Annotated in this window: 12 protein-coding genes; 9 read left to right on the top strand and 3 right to left on the bottom strand. The window is 72.7% G+C overall.

Annotation, left to right across the window (positions count from 1 at the left end; translation table 11 throughout):
• Window positions 1–44: 44 nt before the first annotated feature.
• From IE97_RS41980 to IE97_RS0106920, 3 genes are all read left to right on the top strand, one after another.
• Window positions 45–770: a hypothetical protein gene (locus tag IE97_RS41980; protein ID WP_158708252.1), complete on the top strand. Its 726-nt coding sequence runs from the start codon at window positions 45–47 to the stop codon at window positions 768–770.
• A gap of 36 nt (window positions 771–806) precedes the next feature.
• The gene (locus tag IE97_RS0106925) at window positions 807–2567 is read left to right on the top strand and encodes a P-loop NTPase fold protein (protein ID WP_030232999.1); all 1761 of its coding nucleotides are present in this window, start codon (window positions 807–809) and stop codon (window positions 2565–2567) included.
• A gap of 165 nt (window positions 2568–2732) precedes the next feature.
• Window positions 2733–3659, top strand: coding sequence for a S1 family peptidase (locus tag IE97_RS0106920; protein ID WP_030232994.1), 927 nt, complete (start codon window positions 2733–2735; stop codon window positions 3657–3659).
• 22 nt (window positions 3660–3681) lie between these two features.
• On the opposite strand, the gene IE97_RS0106915 is transcribed toward IE97_RS0106920, so the two are convergent.
• Both IE97_RS0106915 and IE97_RS0106910 read right to left on the bottom strand, forming a co-directional pair.
• A complete protein-coding gene (locus IE97_RS0106915; protein WP_030232990.1) occupies window positions 3682–5295 on the bottom strand; it encodes an N-acyl-D-amino-acid deacylase family protein in 1614 nt (537 codons plus the stop codon).
• An 11-nt stretch (window positions 5296–5306) separates the two neighbouring features.
• A complete protein-coding gene (locus IE97_RS0106910) occupies window positions 5307–6584 on the bottom strand; it encodes an amino acid deaminase (RefSeq protein WP_030232987.1) in 1278 nt (425 codons plus the stop codon).
• 134 nt (window positions 6585–6718) lie between these two features.
• On the opposite strand from IE97_RS0106910, the gene IE97_RS0106905 reads away from it, so the two are divergent.
• From IE97_RS0106905 to IE97_RS0106885, 5 genes are all read left to right on the top strand, one after another.
• Window positions 6719–7753: a sugar kinase gene (locus IE97_RS0106905; protein ID WP_030232984.1), complete on the top strand. Its 1035-nt coding sequence runs from the start codon at window positions 6719–6721 to the stop codon at window positions 7751–7753.
• Complete coding sequence (locus IE97_RS0106900; protein WP_030232981.1) at window positions 7750–8511, top strand: IclR family transcriptional regulator; 762 nt, start codon at window positions 7750–7752, stop codon at window positions 8509–8511. Before IE97_RS0106905 ends, IE97_RS0106900 begins: the two co-directional genes overlap by 4 nt.
• Window positions 8508–8918, top strand: a complete 411-nt coding sequence (locus IE97_RS0106895) for a RidA family protein (protein ID WP_030232978.1) — start codon at window positions 8508–8510, stop codon at window positions 8916–8918. Before IE97_RS0106900 ends, IE97_RS0106895 begins: the two co-directional genes overlap by 4 nt.
• A 118-nt stretch (window positions 8919–9036) precedes the next feature.
• Complete coding sequence (locus tag IE97_RS0106890) at window positions 9037–10515, top strand: GntP family permease (RefSeq protein WP_030232973.1); 1479 nt, start codon at window positions 9037–9039, stop codon at window positions 10513–10515.
• Window positions 10516–10608: 93 nt separating this feature from the next.
• Window positions 10609–11109, top strand: a complete 501-nt coding sequence (locus tag IE97_RS0106885; RefSeq protein ID WP_030232970.1) for a hypothetical protein — start codon at window positions 10609–10611, stop codon at window positions 11107–11109.
• Here IE97_RS0106885 and IE97_RS0106880 read toward each other — a convergent pair.
• The gene (locus IE97_RS0106880) at window positions 11106–12455 is read right to left on the bottom strand and encodes a M14 family metallopeptidase (protein ID WP_030232966.1); all 1350 of its coding nucleotides are present in this window, start codon (window positions 12453–12455) and stop codon (window positions 11106–11108) included. The genes IE97_RS0106885 and IE97_RS0106880 overlap by 4 nt on opposite strands.
• Before the next feature lie 277 nt (window positions 12456–12732).
• Here IE97_RS0106880 and IE97_RS43570 point away from each other — a divergent pair, with 277 nt between their 5' ends.
• The gene (locus IE97_RS43570) at window positions 12733–16053 is read left to right on the top strand and encodes an ATP-binding protein (RefSeq protein WP_324608007.1); all 3321 of its coding nucleotides are present in this window, start codon (window positions 12733–12735) and stop codon (window positions 16051–16053) included.
• The last annotated feature ends 27 nt before the right edge of the window (window positions 16054–16080 follow it).

Genomic DNA, 16080 nt, shown 5'->3' with positions numbered 1-16080 from the left:
GCTGGCTGTCCCACCAGCACCGTTGGTGCCTACAATGCGCCGCCATGTCCAAGCCATCCGAGTACGCCGACGGAGTGACGGGAGGCGAGCCGCAGGGCCCGCCGCCGAACGTGTACCTCCCGCAGGCCGCACCGCCTCCGGTGTACGACGCGTACGCCGATCCGGCCGCGGCGCACGGATGGCAGGTCCACTACGACGACGCGCGGACCACGGACGGCACGGGCGACACACGTGAGCTGCCGCCGGTGCCGGCGCGTGGCAGGGCCGGTCGGGGCGGCCACCGCTCCCGGCGCAGGCCGAGCCCGTGGCGTACCCGCCGGGTGGCGGTCGCCGCCGGAGCCGTGGGCGCCGCTGCGGCGGCCGCGCTGATCGCCGGGTTCTTCCCCTCGGACGCGCCCTCCGGTGGGGCGCCGAGTGGCGAGGGCGGCCGGGCGGGTACGTCGGCGGGGGATCCCGCGACCCCAACGGGCGCACCCGGCACGTCCTCCCGCGCCCCGGCCACCGGGGCGCCCGCCGCCGGCCGGCCGTCAGCCGCGGAGGACCCGTCGTCCGGGACGGCGTCGGCGAGCCCGGACGACGGGACGAGCCGTCCGCCCGCCGAAGGCGGGGCGAACACGAGAGAGCCCTCGGCCGGGGGCCCCACCTCCGCCACCACGGCCCCGGTCACGCCCACCGACCCCGCCACCACGTCCGCGCCGGGCAACTCCGGCCGCAAACCCGGACACGGTCAGGGCGGCTCCAAGGGCCCAAGTGGCGGGCGGACTGGGTAGGTTGGGCCTGCCTACCGCACGGGGGAGGGACAGGACATGGACTTCGCGCTGCTCAACGACGAGCCGGTCACGGCCCTGGAGGCCGACCTGCTGGGCACCGCTCGGGCCGCGCGCGAGCTGGCGGGACTGCTGCACACCTCGCGGACGGCCACGCCGTTCACCCTCGCGGTGGACGCCGGCTGGGGCATGGGCAAGAGCAGTCTGATGCGGCTGGTCGAGGCGGAGCTGCGGCAGCACAGGGACGTGGCGACCGTCTGGTACAACGCCTGGACCTCCACGGGATCCGACGCGCTCGAAGGACTCATCAAGTCGGTCCTGTCGAGCTTCGACCGACGGCTGCTGCGGCGGGCGCTGCATCACGCCTCCGAGCGGGGCACGCTGATCCGGGCGGTGCGCGCGACGCTGACGGTGGCCGCGGCGCCGTTCGGGGCGGCCGGGGTGGTCGACCAGTTCTGGCGCGACCTGTCCGTCGACGCCAAGGCCCGCAACGACCTGCGGGAGGCGCTGCGCGACCTCGCCACCGAGTGGGCCGAGTCGGCCGCGTACGAGCCGCGGCGGCTGCTGGTCGTCTTCATCGACGATCTGGACCGCTGCTCGGAGGAGACCGTGCTCGCGGTCTGCGAGGCGGTGAAGGTCTACCTCGACGTGCCGGGGCTCGCCTTCGTGATCGGCTGCGACCGGTCGGCCCTCGGGCCGCAGGGGCTGCTGCGGGACCTGGGGCCGGCCGGGTCGGCGTTCATGGAGAAGATCTTCCAGACGAGTTACCGGCTGCCGGTCCCGGGCCGTGATGAGGCCGAGGGCTACGTCCGTCACTGGGCCGATCGCTCCGGTCTCCGGGACCTGCTGGACGACGACCTGGTCAGGCTGATCGCCGACCGCTGCGCCCGCAACCCGCGCCGGATCAAGCGGCTGATGAACGGCTTCGGCCTGGAGTGCTCGCTCAACCCCGTGTGGGCGGACTTCAGCGCTGAGGCGGTGGTCAGGACGCTGCTGCTGCAGCACCTGTACGCCGAGTTCTACCGGCTCCTCGTGACCGGTGACGGCACCTACGCGCACGCGGCCCGTGAGTTCCTCCAGTACCGGGTGGCCCGGAGGGTGCTGAGCCAGACGGCCCCCGCGGACCGGGAGTCGTGGCGGATCACGGTGGACTCGCTGACCGGGCACGAGCTGGCGGCGCCGGAGCCGGAGGACGTCGACAACCGGGCGACGGTCCTGGCCCGGCTGGAGGAGGAACTCCCCACCGCCTTCCCCGCGCTGGCGCGCGACCAGGGTTTCGTCCACCTCGTCGAAGAGTGGATGCGGCTCCCGCAGGTGGACGAGCTGGTGAGGCAGCTTCAGGAGGGCGGCGTGACCCCGGTGGCCCCGGTATCGGACGACGAGGAGCGCGGACGCGGAGAGCCGGACGGCCGGGGCGAGTACGAGGGCATCCGGGTCCTCTGGGTCGATGACCAGCCACAGAACAACACGACCTACGCCCGCTTCCTGGAGGAGCGCGGCGCCGACGTGCTGGTGGCCGTGGACGGGCGGGAGGCCGAGCATCTGCTGCGCACCGTCCCCGTCGACCTGCTGATCTCCGATGTCGCGCGCGGCACCGACCGGCACGCCGGGTTCAGCGACCTCCAGGGCTGGCGGGAGCGTGGACTCTTCGACGGCCCGGCCGTGTTCTTCGCCGGCCGGGTCACTCCGGCCCGGCAGCAGCGGTGCCGCGAGCTGGGCGCGCGGATCACGGTCGGTGGCGCGACGCTCATGACGTACATCGACGCGGCGGTCGCCGACATCCGCCAACAGCGGGCCTGATAGAACTACTTGGGCCGGGTGCGCCGCTCCGCGGGCGGAGGCGCCGCCGTCCGCGCCGGATGCCGCTCCTTGTGTCCCGGCGCTGTACCCCTTCACAATGCGCATGACAACACTGCGGGCGGCCGGAGGATTTCCGGCCGCCTCCGTCGCAAGAGGGGACCCCCCATGAGAAAACCTCTCGCCGCCGCGTTCTTCGCCCTGGCGATAGCCGGGGCCGGCGCGGCTCCCGCGACCGCTGCCGATGCCGCCCCCACGGGCGTCGGCAAGGCCGCGGACGCGGGCAAGGTCACGTCCGCCGTCACGGACGTGGTCACGTCCGCGACGGAGACCCTGTCCGGGATCACCAACCCGACGGCCAAGGGCGTCAACTTCGCCGGCACCGTGGCGCTCAGCAACTGCTCCGGCTCCGTCGTCCGCATGCCGGACTCCGAGGAGAACGACCCGGCGCTGGTGATGACCAACGGCCACTGCCTGGACGGCGGCTTCCCCGCCCCCGGCGAGGTCCGCGTCGACCAGGCCTCCAGCCGCACCTTCGGCCTGCTCAACGCATCCGGCTCGCGCGTGGCGACCCTGCGCGCCGCCAAGCTCGCGTACGGCACGATGACCGACACGGACGTCGCGTTCTACCAGCTCACCACCACGTACGGGCAGATCAAGAGCTCGTACGGCATCAACGCGCTGACCCTGAACGACACGCACCCGGTCGCCGGCACCGCCATCAGCATCCCCTCCGGCTACTGGAAGCGGATCTACAGCTGCGACATCGACGGGTTCGTGCCCACCCTGAAGGAGGGCGGCTGGACCTGGAAGGACTCGGTCCGTTACACCTCCGCCTGCAACACCATCGGCGGCACGTCGGGCTCGCCCGTCGTCGACCAGGCCACCGGCAAGGTCGTCGCCATCAACAACACCGGCAACGAGGACGGCGAGCGCTGCACGGTGAACAACCCCTGTGAGGTCGACGCGAACGGCGAGGTGACCGTCCGCAAGGGCATCAACTACGCCCAGCAGACCTACCAGATCCCGTCCTGCTTCGGCATCGACAACAAGCTCGACCTGAGCGCGAGCGGCTGCACCCTGCCCAAGCCGTAGGGAACAGCTCCGGGGCGGGCGGTCACGCGGGAGGGATCCCGCGGACCGCCCGGCCCGCCAGGACGTCCGTGCGCCGGCCGTCCTCGATCACGAACCGCCCGTCGACCAGCACGTACGGGATGCCCGTCGGGAGCACCCGGGGCTCGGCGAAACTCGACCCCGCCGCCACCGTCGCGGGATCGAAGAGCACCAGGTCGGCGACATATCCCTCGCGCACCAGCCCCCGGTCCGGCAGCCGGAGCCGGGCCGCCGGGCGCGAGGTGAGGTGCGCGACGCACTCCTCCAGCGACAGCACCCGCAACTCCCGCACGTAGTGGCCGAGATAGTGCGGGAACGTGCCGTACGCCCGCGGGTGCGGCTTGGCGCCCTGGAGGATGCCGTCCGAGCCGCCGGTGTGCACCCGGTGGCGCATGATCGCCCGGACGTTCTCCTCGTGCCCGACGTGCTGGAGGATCGTCGGGGCCAGCCGGTCGGCCAGCAGCAGCCGGCGCGCCGTCACCCAGGGGGCCTCGCCCCGCAGGTCCGCCGACTCCTGGACGGTCCGCCCGACGAACTCCGCCAGGGCCGGGTCGCCCACGCCGGAGATCTCGATCGTGTCCCACTCGACGGGCACGCCGTGACAGCCGTCCGAGCCGGTGACCTCCAGGTCGTGGCGGATGCGTGCCGCCGTCTCCTGGTCCACCAGTCGCCCGATGGTCTGCTCGGGGCCACCCTCGCTCGCCCAGCTCGGCAGAATCGCCGCGAGTGTCGTGCAGCCGGGTGTGTAGGGGTAGGTGTCGAGACTGATGTCGGCCCCGGCGGCCAGCGCCGCGTCCAGCAGGGCCAGCAGCTCGGGCGCCCGGCCCTTGTTCACGCCGAAGTTCATGGTGGCGTGGGCGAGATGCAAGGAACAGCCCGCCTCCCGGGCCAGGGCGACCATCTCCTCGTACGCCTCCAGGGCGCCCGCGCCGTAGGAGCGGTGGTGCGGGCAGTAGTAACCGCCGTACGACGCCACCACCCGGCACAACTCGGTCAGTTCGGCGTCCTTCGCGTACATGCCGGGCGTGTACGTCAGCCCGGAGGACATGCCGACCGCGCCCTGCTCCATGCCCTCGGCGACCAACTGCCGCATCCGGTCCAGCTCTTCCGGGGTGGCCTCCCGGTCCTCCCAGCCGACGGCGAGCGCGCGGACCGTGCCCTGGGGGATGAGATAGGCCGCGTTGACGGCGATCCCGCGGTCCAGCCGGTCCAGGTACTCGCCCACCGTCCGCCAGTCGAAGTCGATGTCGTCGCCGGGGCCGTTCCACCCGGTGATCGCGCGGCGCACCGCGTCGAGCGTGCGGTCGTCGACGGGTGCGTACGACAGGCCGTCCTGGCCGATGACCTCCAGGGTGACACCCTGCGCGGCCTTGGCGCTGTGGTCCGGGTCGCGCAGCAGGGCCAGGTCGCTGTGGGCGTGCATGTCGATGAAGCCGGGGGAGAGGACGAGCCCTTCGGCGTCCAGCTCCCGGCGCGCCTTCGGACGCTGGCAGCCGGCCGCGGCGGCCTCCTTCACGATCGACACGATCCGGCCGCCGTCGACCACCACATCGGCCCGGTAGGAGTCCCCGCCGGAGCCGTCCACGACGTCCGCGTCCCGGATGACGAGCTCTTCCATGCGGCGGCCTCCTAGAAGTAGGTACGGACGTAGTCGACGACCGTGCCGTCCGCCTCCGCGACCGGGATCAGCGGCCACTTGTCGAACGAGGTGCACGGGTGGGACAGGCCCAGGCCGACCCAGTCACCGACCTCCAGGTCCGCCTCCGGCGTGGTGCGCAGCCAGGCATGCTGGTCCGACAGGGCGGTCACCGACACCCCGGTGGCCGGGCGTTCGGCACCGTCCCGGCGGACCACCTGGGCGAACGGCAGGTCGAGGTCGTAGGCGGCGTCCCGCTTGCCCGCGTTGACGAAGGCCTGCTCGGCCGTCGGCCGGGACACCACCTGCGTCCACAGCCGGAACGCCGGCTCCAGAGCGCCTTCCTCGGGCACCCGGTTGAACGGGGTCAGCTTGCGGTAGTGGCCGTCGTCGTGCGACACGTACGCGCCCGAACGCAGCAACTTCAGCACCGGGAGGGAGAGTTCCGGGATCCCGGCGAAGACGTCGGCGACCGCGTCGAACCAGGCGCTGCCCCCCGCGCTGACCACGATCTCGTCCAGGCCGGTGAAGCGCCCCGCCTTGTCGAAGTCGACGGCGAGCGCGACCAGCCGCCGCAGCCACGCCGTCACCCGCTCCGGGTCGGCCTGCGGCACCTCGCCCTCGTAGCCCGCGACGCCGACGAGCCGCAGCGTCCGCGTGCCCGCCACGGCGTCCGCGACCGCGGCGCACTCCGCCTCCGTACGCACACCGGTACGGGCGCCCTCGCCGGCGGCGAGCTCGACGACGACGTCCACGCGGCGGGAGGCGCCGCGCAGCGCCGCGTCCATCAGCTCCACCCCGCGCACCGAGTCGACGTAGCAGACGAAGCGGAAGTCCGGGTCGGCGTCCAGCTCGGCGGCGGTCCAGCGCAGGGCCGCCGGGTCGACCAGCTCGTTCGCGAGGAACACGCGCCGGATCCCGAACGCCCGCGCCACCCGCACCTGGTGCGGCACCGCCAGCGTGATGCCCCACGCCCCGTGCTCGATCTGCCAGTGGAACAGCTGCGGCGCCATGGAGGTCTTGCCGTGCGGCGCGAAGGCCAGGCCGTGCCGGTCCGCGTAGACCTCCATGAGCTTCAGGTTGTGTTCCAGGCGCTCGGCGGACAGGGCGAGCACGGGCGTGGCGAAGCCGCCGGTGAAGAGGTTCCGGCGCTGGGCGGCCAGCTCGCCGACCGTCAGCCCGTCGGCGTCCGGCGGGAGGCCCTTGAAGCGGTGGTCGACGCGCTCGTCGGCGAGCCGGGCGAGGGACTCGGCGGCGGAGTCAGCTGTCATGAAGCCTCCCTGATCAGCGACGTTGCATAAATCGCAACATCCATTGCGTATATCGCTCTCCGCTGTCTAGCATTTCGGCCACCCCCGGTCAATGAAACCGCCACCGGCCGACCCGACGAGGAGCTACGAGCATCGTGACCCCCACCGGACCCTGCGACGCCCCCGACGTCGTGGATGTCGTCGCGTTCGGCGAGTCCATGGTCACGTTCCTGCCCTCCCGGCCGGGCCGGCTCGCCGACGTCCCCACCTTCGACCGGGGGATCGGCGGCGCGGAGTCCAACGTGGCGTGCGGCCTGGCCGCCGCCGGGCATTCCGTACGGTGGGTCAGCCGGGTCGGCGACGACGCCTTCGGCGACCACCTCGTCGAGGCGATCGGCGGGTACGGGGTGGACGTGGCACACGTCCGGCGCGACCCCGACCGCCCCACCGGCATCTACTTCCGCACCGCCGGCGACCGCGCCACCGACGCCCACGAGGTGGCCTACTACCGGGCCGGGTCGGCGGCCTCGGCGATGTCCGCGGACACGGTGGACGTGGCGGCGGTCCGTGCCGGGCGGGTGCTGCACCTGTCGGGGATCACGGCCGCGCTGTCCGCGAGCTGCCTGGACCTGATGCGCGAGCTGACCGCACGCCGGCCCGGCCGCCCGCTTGTCTCCTTCGACGTCAACCACCGGCCCGGCCTGTGGCGTGACGCGGACGCCCCCCTCGTCCTTCGGGACCTCGCCCGGGGCGCCGACCTCGTGTTCGTCGGCCAGGACGAGGCCTGGGGCCTGCACAGCGCCGAGGCCGTCCGAGCCGCCCTCCCCGAACCCGAGGTGCTGGTCGTCAAGCAGGGCGCGGCGGGCGCCACCGTCTTCGAGAGGCAGGACGTCACCCACGTGCCCGCCCCGCGCGTCGACGTCGTCGCCGCCGTCGGCGCGGGCGACGCCTTCGCCGCCGGTTTCCTCTCCGCCACGCTGCGCGGACTGCCCGTACGGGACCGGCTGCGGCACGGGCACCTGATGGCCGCCGCCGCGCTCACCGTGCCCGGCGACCTCGCCCCGCCGCCCGCGCGCGAGCACGCCGACCGGCTCGCTGCCCTGGACGACGCGGCATGGGGGAGACTGCGACTCGGCCCGGGCTGGACCGAGGACCCCCAGCGGGCCGACGAGGAGGTACGTACGCCATGAGCCAGACCGTCGACCGCGCGCTCAGCATCCTGCCGCTGCTCGCCGAGGGCCCCGCCGACCTGGGGCAGGTCGCCGATCGCCTCGGCGTCCACAAGTCCACGGCGCTGCGCCTGCTGCGCACCCTGCACGAGCACGGCTTCGTCTACCGCCAGTCCGACCAGCGCTACCGCCTCGGCGCCCGGCTCTTCGCGCTCGCCCAGGAGGCGATGGAGAACCTCGACGTCCGCGAGATCGCCCATCCCCACCTGGTCCGCCTCAACGAGAGCTGCGGCCACACCGTGCACCTCGCCGTGTACGAGGAGAACGAGGTCCTCTACATCGACAAGGTCGAGAGCCGCTACCCCGTGCGGATGTACTCCCGGATCGGCAAGCCCGTCGCCATCACCGTCGCCGCCGTCGCCAAGCTACTCCTCGCCGACCTGCCCGAGCACGAACGGCGAGCGGTCGCGGAGAAGCTCGACTACCCCGCCTACACGGCCCGTTCGACACCCAACGCCCCCGCGTTCCTGCGCGAGCTGGAGAAGGTGCGCGAACAGGGCTGGGCCACCGACCTCGGCGGCCACGAGGAGTCCATCAACTGCGTCGCCGCACCCATCCGTGGCGCCGACGGCCGGGTCGTCGCCGCGATGTCGGTCTCCGCGCCGAACGTCGTCGTCACCGCCGACGAACTCCTCACCCTCCTGCCGCTGGTGCGCCGCACGGCGGACGCCATCAGCGGGGAGTACTCCGGCAGAACACCAGTGAAGGGCACCGTATGACGGACAAGACCGCACTCACCCCGAAGACCCACACCACCCCGCCGGCGAAGTTCTCGCACGGTGTACGCAAGGGCAACATCCTCCAGGTCGCCGGCCAGGTCGGCTTCCTGCCCGCCGAGGAGGGCAAGCCGCCCACGCCCGCCGGACCCACCCTGCGCGAGCAGACCCTCCAGACCCTGGCCAACGTCAAGGCCATCCTCGAGGAGGGCGGCGCCGGCTGGGACGACGTGATGATGATCCGCGTCTACCTGACGGACGTGGCCCACTTCGCCGAGTTCAACGAGATCTACGACGCGTACTTCGAGGCGCAGGGCCTGACCCAGCCGCCCGCCGCGCGCACCACGGTCTACGTCGGCCTCCCCGCGGGGCTTCTCATCGAGATCGACGCGCTCGCCGTCCTCGGCTGACGCCCCCCCTGAAAACCCCCTGACTCCCGCACGCCCGTGAGGTGCGGCGCCCCCGATGCGCCGCGCCGCGCTCCCCCCTACCCAGAAGCTGTATGCATTTACGTAGAGGACCCCCGAAATGTCCCATCCGCTCGCCGCGTCCGCCCCTGCCGAGACCCCACCCCACACCGGAGGACTGCTCCTCCTCGTGGACGGCACCGCCGGACTCCTGCTCACCGCCGCGCTCGGCATCGCGCTGCTGCTGTTCCTCATCATCAAGATGAGACTGCAGCCGTTCGTCGCCCTGCTCGCGGTCTCCATAGCCGTCGGCCTCGCGGCCGGCCTCTCGGTCACCGAACTCTTCGGCACGGTCCAGAAGTCGGACGCCGTCTCCACCATCGAGTCCGGCATGGGCGGCATCCTCGGCCATGTCGCCATCATCATCGGCCTCGGCACCATGCTCGGCGCGATCCTCGAAGTCAGTGGCGGCGCGGAGGTGCTGGCCCGTCGCCTGCTCGGCATGTTCGGCGAGCGGCGCGCCCCGCTCGCCATGGGCCTGACCGGCCTGATCTTCGGTATCCCGGTCTTCTTCGACGTCGGCATCTTCGTCCTGGCCCCGATCGTCTACGCCGCCGCCAAGCGATCCGGCAAGTCGATCCTGCTCTACTGCCTGCCGCTGCTGGCGGGCCTGTCCGTCACCCACGCCTTCCTGCCGCCGCACCCCGGCCCGGTCGCCGCCGCCGGTCTCCTCGACGTCGACCTCGGCTGGGTCATCCTCATGGGCGTCGTCTGCGGGCTGCCGGCCGTGGTGGCCGCGTGGGCGTACTCGGCGTGGATCGGCCGCCGCATCTTCGTCGCCGTGCCGCAGGACATGGTCGAGGCGGCGGAGGAGGCCAAGCAGGCCGTCGTCGACGAACAGCGGGCCGCCGGGGTGGCGCCGCGCGAGGAGCCGGTCGCCCTCGGCACGGTCCTCGGCATCATCGGCACGCCCCTGGCCCTCATCCTCGCCGCGACGTTCTCCTCGATCGCCCTGGACCCCTCCACCCTCCGCTCGGTGATCGAGTTCTTCGGCAACCCCTTCGTGGCCCTCACCATCGCCCTGTTCCTCGCGTACTACCTGCTCGGCATCCGGCGCGGCTGGTCCCGCAAGTCCCTGGAGACGGTGTCCACGGCGTCCCTGAAGCCGGTCGGCAACATCCTGCTGGTGGTCGGCGCGGGCGGCATCTTCGGCGCGGTCCTCAAGGCCAGCGGCGTCGCCCAGGCCCTCTCGGACACCTTCAACGACGTGGGCCTCCCGGTGATCGTCCTCGCCTACCTGATCTCCGTGGTCCTGCGGGTCGCCCAGGGCTCGGCGACGGTGGCGATCGTGACGACGGCGGGCATCGTCGCGCCCCTCCTCGCCGAGGGCGACCACTCCCAGGCCTTCGTCGCCCTGGTCATCATGGCCATCTCGGCGGGCTCCATCTTCGCCTCGCACGTCAACGACGGCGGCTTCTGGATGGTCGCCAAGTACTTCGGCATCAGCGAGCGGGACACGCTCAAGACATGGACGGTGCTGGAGAGCGTGCTGTCGGTGGCGGGGTTCGTGGTGGCGGCGGTGCTCAGCCTGTTCGTGTAGGCGTCGTCGTACGGACGTCATCGTGTAGGCGTCAGGTAACGATGCAGGGGCTGGCTGTGTGCCGCACAGGTTTGTCGACCATACTGCTGGGCTGTGGAGCAGCGCATAGGTTCGAGCAGCCAGCCCCTGGAGGGCGCCGGATTCGACCCGGCCTTCATCCCCGGGCTCCCGTCACCCGCGTCCGGACGGACGGAGGACGACGGGCCGGAGAAGGAGCCCGAGGTCGCCGAGGCCGAGGAGGCCGCCCCAGAGCCGGAGGGGACGGCGGAGGCGCCCCCCTCCGAGCCGGAGGAGGACACCCCGGCCGACGGCCCCGTCTTCGAGGCGTCCGACCGCCGCGCGCGGATGGTCGCCGACCACCGAGGCGTACGACTGTCCCTGGACGACCAGGAGTGCGAGTTCCGCTGGGACGAGATCGGGGCGGTCGAGACCGAGACCGCCCGCTTCGGCAAGCGCTACACCGTCACCGTCCACACTCCTGACCGGCGCTGGTACCCGATCGAGATCGAGGCGCCGGCCAGAAGTCATTTCGCGCGGTGGGACAGCGAGTTGGACGCGGTACTGGACGCCTACTTCGAGGAAGACGCCGACTAGCCGCAGTACTGGCTCTCCTTCCCGATCGACCGGTACATACAGTCCGCGTTCTCCAGCAACTGCAACACCGCGTCCCGGTTACGGGAGGTCTCCCGCTCGATCACCTCGTCGGGCGGGTAGAACCCGCCGCCGCCGGACCTCGGGTACATCTCGAAGGTGTACCCGAAGATCTTGTGGGCGCCCCAGAGGTAGTCGTCGATCGACCCGTCCGTGATGTACAGGTCGCTGGACTGCTCGGCCGTGTAGCCGTTGCTCGCGGCCATCTTCTGCCCGATCGCCTTGAACGCCGCGTGGTCGTCCGCGGTCATCCCGGTCGTCGTGTCGGAGTACGTGTAGCCGAACGGCCACAGCACCAGTTCGCTGTACGTGTGGAAGTCGATGGCGGCCCTGATCTGCTGCTTGCCGCCGACGACCCGGCTGCGCACGAAGTCGGCGACGACCTTCACCTCGGGCGCGGACTCCGCCGCCGTGCCCCGGTAGGTGTCGGAGGACGCCGATCCCGAGGAACCGCCGCAGCAGCCCCAGCGGTAGTTCCAGTTGCGGTTCAGATCCGTACCGACGTACGACGAACCGGAGTTGGGCTGCCGGTTCTTGCGCCATGACCGGTACGACCCGGTGGCGATGTCGTACTCGCCGCCGTCCGGGTTGATGTCCGGCACGATCCAGATCTCACGGTTGTTCACCATGCCGGTGACGCGCGAGTCGGAGCCGTAGTCGGAGGTCAGCTCGCGCATCAGGTAGAGCGCCATCTCGACGGTGAGGTGCTCGCGGGCGTGCTGGTGGTGCGTGAACAGCACCTCGGGCTCGGACTCGTCGCTGCCCACGTTGTCGCTGATCTTGACGGCGACGATGTCCCGGCCCTGGTACGACTTGCCGATCACACGCCGGCTGGCGATCGACGGGTTGGCCGAGACGATGGAGTTGATCTCGCTCGTCATTTCCGCGTAGTTGTGGTACTTCGAGTCGGCCGACGGGAAGTCGAAGAGCCGGACGTCGTCCTCGCCGGCGGACCGGTCGGGCACGGCCCCGAGCGGGGTGACCTCGTAGCCCAGCGCGCGCAGCTTCCTGATCTGGTCCGCTCGGCCGGAGACGACGACCCCGTGGCCGTGCACCTCGTCGACGGTCACGCCCGTGCGCTGCAGTGCTGTGCGGTCCTTGGCGGTCGAGTGCAGATGGACCTCGTACTGCCGGACGTCGTCCGCCGACGCGGCCGCCCTGGGCGCGCCGTCGGCGGTGGCGTAGGTCGTCGAGTAGAGGGGCGCCGCGAGGGCGAGGGCGAGCAGTGAGGCCAGGGCGGCGGTGCGTCTGCCGGCGCGGGCACCGGAGCCTCGGATGCGAAGTCGCATGAAATCTCCTTGTGGGAGGTGGGGTTGTTCCGTGCGACGTACGACGTGCGTGGTGCGGGTGGCGCATATCGTCTGCTCCATGGCATGAGCAGGTCAAGACTGAAAGTGGTCGGGCAGTGTACGCGTGCGGTGCTGCGGTCGAGGAGCTCACGGCGAAGTACACCCACGGGTGTGACCCGCGCGTGCATATGTGTACGCACAGGGACAGAGTGTGAGTCCGCACAAGGGGAGCCGGAGTGTCCGGACCCCCGACCACACCCCAGAGGACTGGCTGATCATGGGCGGATCAGCGCCACGACGGGACGACCAACTGCCGGTCGAGACGACCAGCTTCGTCGACCGGCGCGGCGAACTGACCGAGGGCCGCGAACTGCTGGCCCGCGCACGTCTGGTGACGCTGACCGGACCGGGCGGCGTCGGCAAGACCCGGCTCGCCGGGCGCATCGCGGCCCGTGTGCAGCGGGCGTTCCCGGACGGCGTGCGCTTCGTGCATCTCTCCGGGCTGCACGACCCGGCGCTCGTCCCCCTCGCCGCCGCCGACGCGCTGGGGCTGCGCGACCACTCCGCCCAGCCGCCGCTGGACGCCCTCGTGGAGCAGCTGCGGGACCGGCGGCTGCTCCTCGTCGTCGACAACTGCGAGCACCTGGCGGGTGCCTGCGCGCGGCTGGCCGCGGCCCTGCTGCACGGCACCGAGGGAGTCCGTGTCCTCGCCACCAGCCGGCACCGGCTGGGCCTCACGGAGGAGCACCTGCTGGAGGTACGGCCGCTGCCGGTACCCGACCCGGACGGCGACCCGTCCGCCGCCGAGGGCTATCCGGCCCTGACGCTCTTCGCCGACCGGGCCGCCGCGGTCGCCCCCGGCTTCCGTCTCACGCCCGGCAACCTCGCCTCAGTCGCCCGCCTGTGCCGCCGCCTGGACGGTCTGCCCCTCGCCATCGAACTCGCCGCGGTCCGCATGCGCGTTCTCGACGTGGACCAGCTCCTGGACCGCCTCGACGACCGCTACCGCTTCCTCACCACTGGCAGCCCCGCGGCCCTGCCCCGTCACCAGACCCTGCGGGCGGCGGTCGCCTGGAGCCATGACCTGTGCACCGGGCCCGAGCGGCTGGTGTGGGCCCGGTTGTCGGTCCTGGCGGGCAGCTTCGACCTGGAGACGGCGGAGGCGGTGTGCGCGGACGACGCCGGGCAGGCGGCCACCGGGCGGGGAACCGGCCTGGCCCCGGCGGGGGGCCTCCCGCCGGGGCGGGCCCCGGAACTCCGCGGCGGGGCGACGCGGGCGGTGACGCCCGGCCCACCGCCGGGGCGGGCCCCGGAACTCTTCGGCGGGGCGACGGGGGCGGTGACGCCTGGCCCACGACCCCGGCCCGCGCAGGCACTCACGCACACCGCGACGCCGCTCCCACCCGACGGCGGTACGGAACAGACACACCCGGGCGATGAACTCGCCCCCCTGCCCGCGCCCCGCTCCGAGCCCCCGCGCACCCCCCGGGAGACCAGCCCTACCAGCGCCCCGCCGCCCCAGCCGGTGCCCGGTCCCGGCGCCCTGGCCATGCCCCTGCCGGTGTCCGATCCGGAAGGCGGGGTGGGGCCCTTGCCGGTGTCCGATCCGGGAGGCGGGGGCGGGCCCTTGCCGGTGTCCGGTCGGGGCGACCTGGCGGGGCCCTCGCCGGTACCCGACTCCGGCGCTCCCAACCCGCGTGTGCCGCTGTCCGACGCGGATGATCTGCTCTCGCCCTCGGCGGTGGCGGATCCGGATGCCTTCGACCCGCTTGTGTCGGTGTCCGACGCGGGTGATCTGCTCTCGCCCTCGCCGGCGCCCGACCCGGGGGCCCTGAGCCCGCTTGTGCCGGTGCCCGACGCGGGTGCCCGGGTCTCGCCCTCGTCAGTGCCGGATCACTCGCCCTCGCCGGCGCCCGACCCGGGGGCCCTGAGCCCGCCCCTGCCCGTACCCGGCCCCGGCGGCGCCCGGGCCCCGCGCCCGACCGCCAGTAAGGCCGGGCCCGTTCCGGCTTTCCGTGCCGAGGGTGCCTCGAAGGCCGGGCCCGTTCCGGCTTTCCGTGCCGAGGGTGCCTCGAAGGCCGGGCCTGTTCCGGCTCTCCGTGCCGAAGGTGCCCCGAACACTCGGCCCGTTCCGGCTCTCCGTGCCGAGGGTGCCTCGTACCCCCTGCGCGTTCCGGGCCTCCGTGCCGACGACGTTCTCGACGCCGTCGCCGGGCTGGTGGACAAGTCCGTGCTGTGCCGGGAGCCGGGCCCCGGCGGCGTGCGCTACCGGCTGCTCGACACGTTGCGGGAGTACGGGCTCGAGCAGGTACGGCGGACCGCGGGGGAGGAGGACGCCGCCCGGCGGCGGCAGCGGGACTGGATGCTGCGGCGCGTCGAGGAGTGCGAGCGCGGCTGGTTCGGGCCCGGACAGCCGGAGGTCGTCGCCCGGCTGCGCGCCGACCGCGACAACCTGCGCGCCGCCCTCGACTTCAGCCTCTCCACCCCCGGCGAGGAACTCACCGGGCTGCGGCTCGCCGGCACGCTCTGGTTCTACTGGCACGCCTGCGGCGCACCGCGCGAGGGCCTGTACTGGCTCGACCGGGCCCTGGCCGCCAGCCCCGAACCGACCCGGGAACGGGCCCGCGGCCTCTGGGTCGCCGGGCTGCTGGCCGCCCTCACCCAGGACCTTCCCCGCGGCCGCCGCGACGCCGGGGACGCCCTCGCCCTCGCCCGGACGCTGGGCGAAGCCGCCGAGGCCGCCCACGCCGAGCACGTCATCGGCATCCTGAAGCTGTTCGGCGACGACCTGCCGGGCGCGCTGGAACACTTCGAGACCACCGTCGCCCGCGGCCCCGTGCCCGGCCAGCACCTGAGCCTCCTAGGCCTCGACCAGGTCGAACTCGCCTGCGCGCTGGGTCTCCTGGGCGAGGCCGACCGGGCCGTCGCGGTGTGCGAGGGAGCGCTGCGGCTGTGCGAGCGGCACGACGAGCAGTGGGTACGGTCGTACGTGCTGCACATGCTCGCCCTCGCGCACACCGTGCGCCGCGACTGGCCCCGGGCCGAGCGGCACGCCCGTGAGGCCCTGCGCCTGATGCTCACCGTCCACGACGTCATCGGTATCGCCCTCACCCTCGACCTGCTCGCGTCCATCGCCGCAGCACGCGGCACCCACCGGGACGCGGCTGTGCTGCTCGGCGGTGCCGACCGCGTCTGGGCCGACATCGACGCCGCCCGCTGGGGCGCCCGCACCCTGAACTCCGTACGCCGGGACAGCGAGGAGCGAGCCTCGCGGGCCCTGGGACAGGACGAGTTCGAACGGGCCCACCGGCGAGGCGGCGCCCTCGACCTCGCGGAACTCGTCGGCCACGCCCTGCGGGAACCGGCCCGCACCCGCTCCGAAGAGTCCCCGGTCGCCTACGAGGACACCACGGTCCGTCTCACCCGCCGCGAGACCGAGGTCGCCCGGCTCGTGGCCGAAGGGCTCGCCAACCAGCAGATCGCCGACCGTCTGGTGATCGCCCGCCGGACCGCCGAAGGCCACGTGGAGCGCATCCTCAGCAAGCTCGGCTTCAGCAACCGCAGCCAGATCGCCGCCTGGGTGACAGCACAGCGCTGACCCCGCCCCGCGCAGACCTGGCGAACC

This window comes from Streptomyces sp. NRRL S-455, assembly GCF_000717875.1.
Classification (GTDB): domain Bacteria; phylum Actinomycetota; class Actinomycetes; order Streptomycetales; family Streptomycetaceae; genus Streptomyces.
Note: the sequence above shows the minus strand (reverse complement) of the source record. Positions and strands in the feature narration are given on the sequence as shown.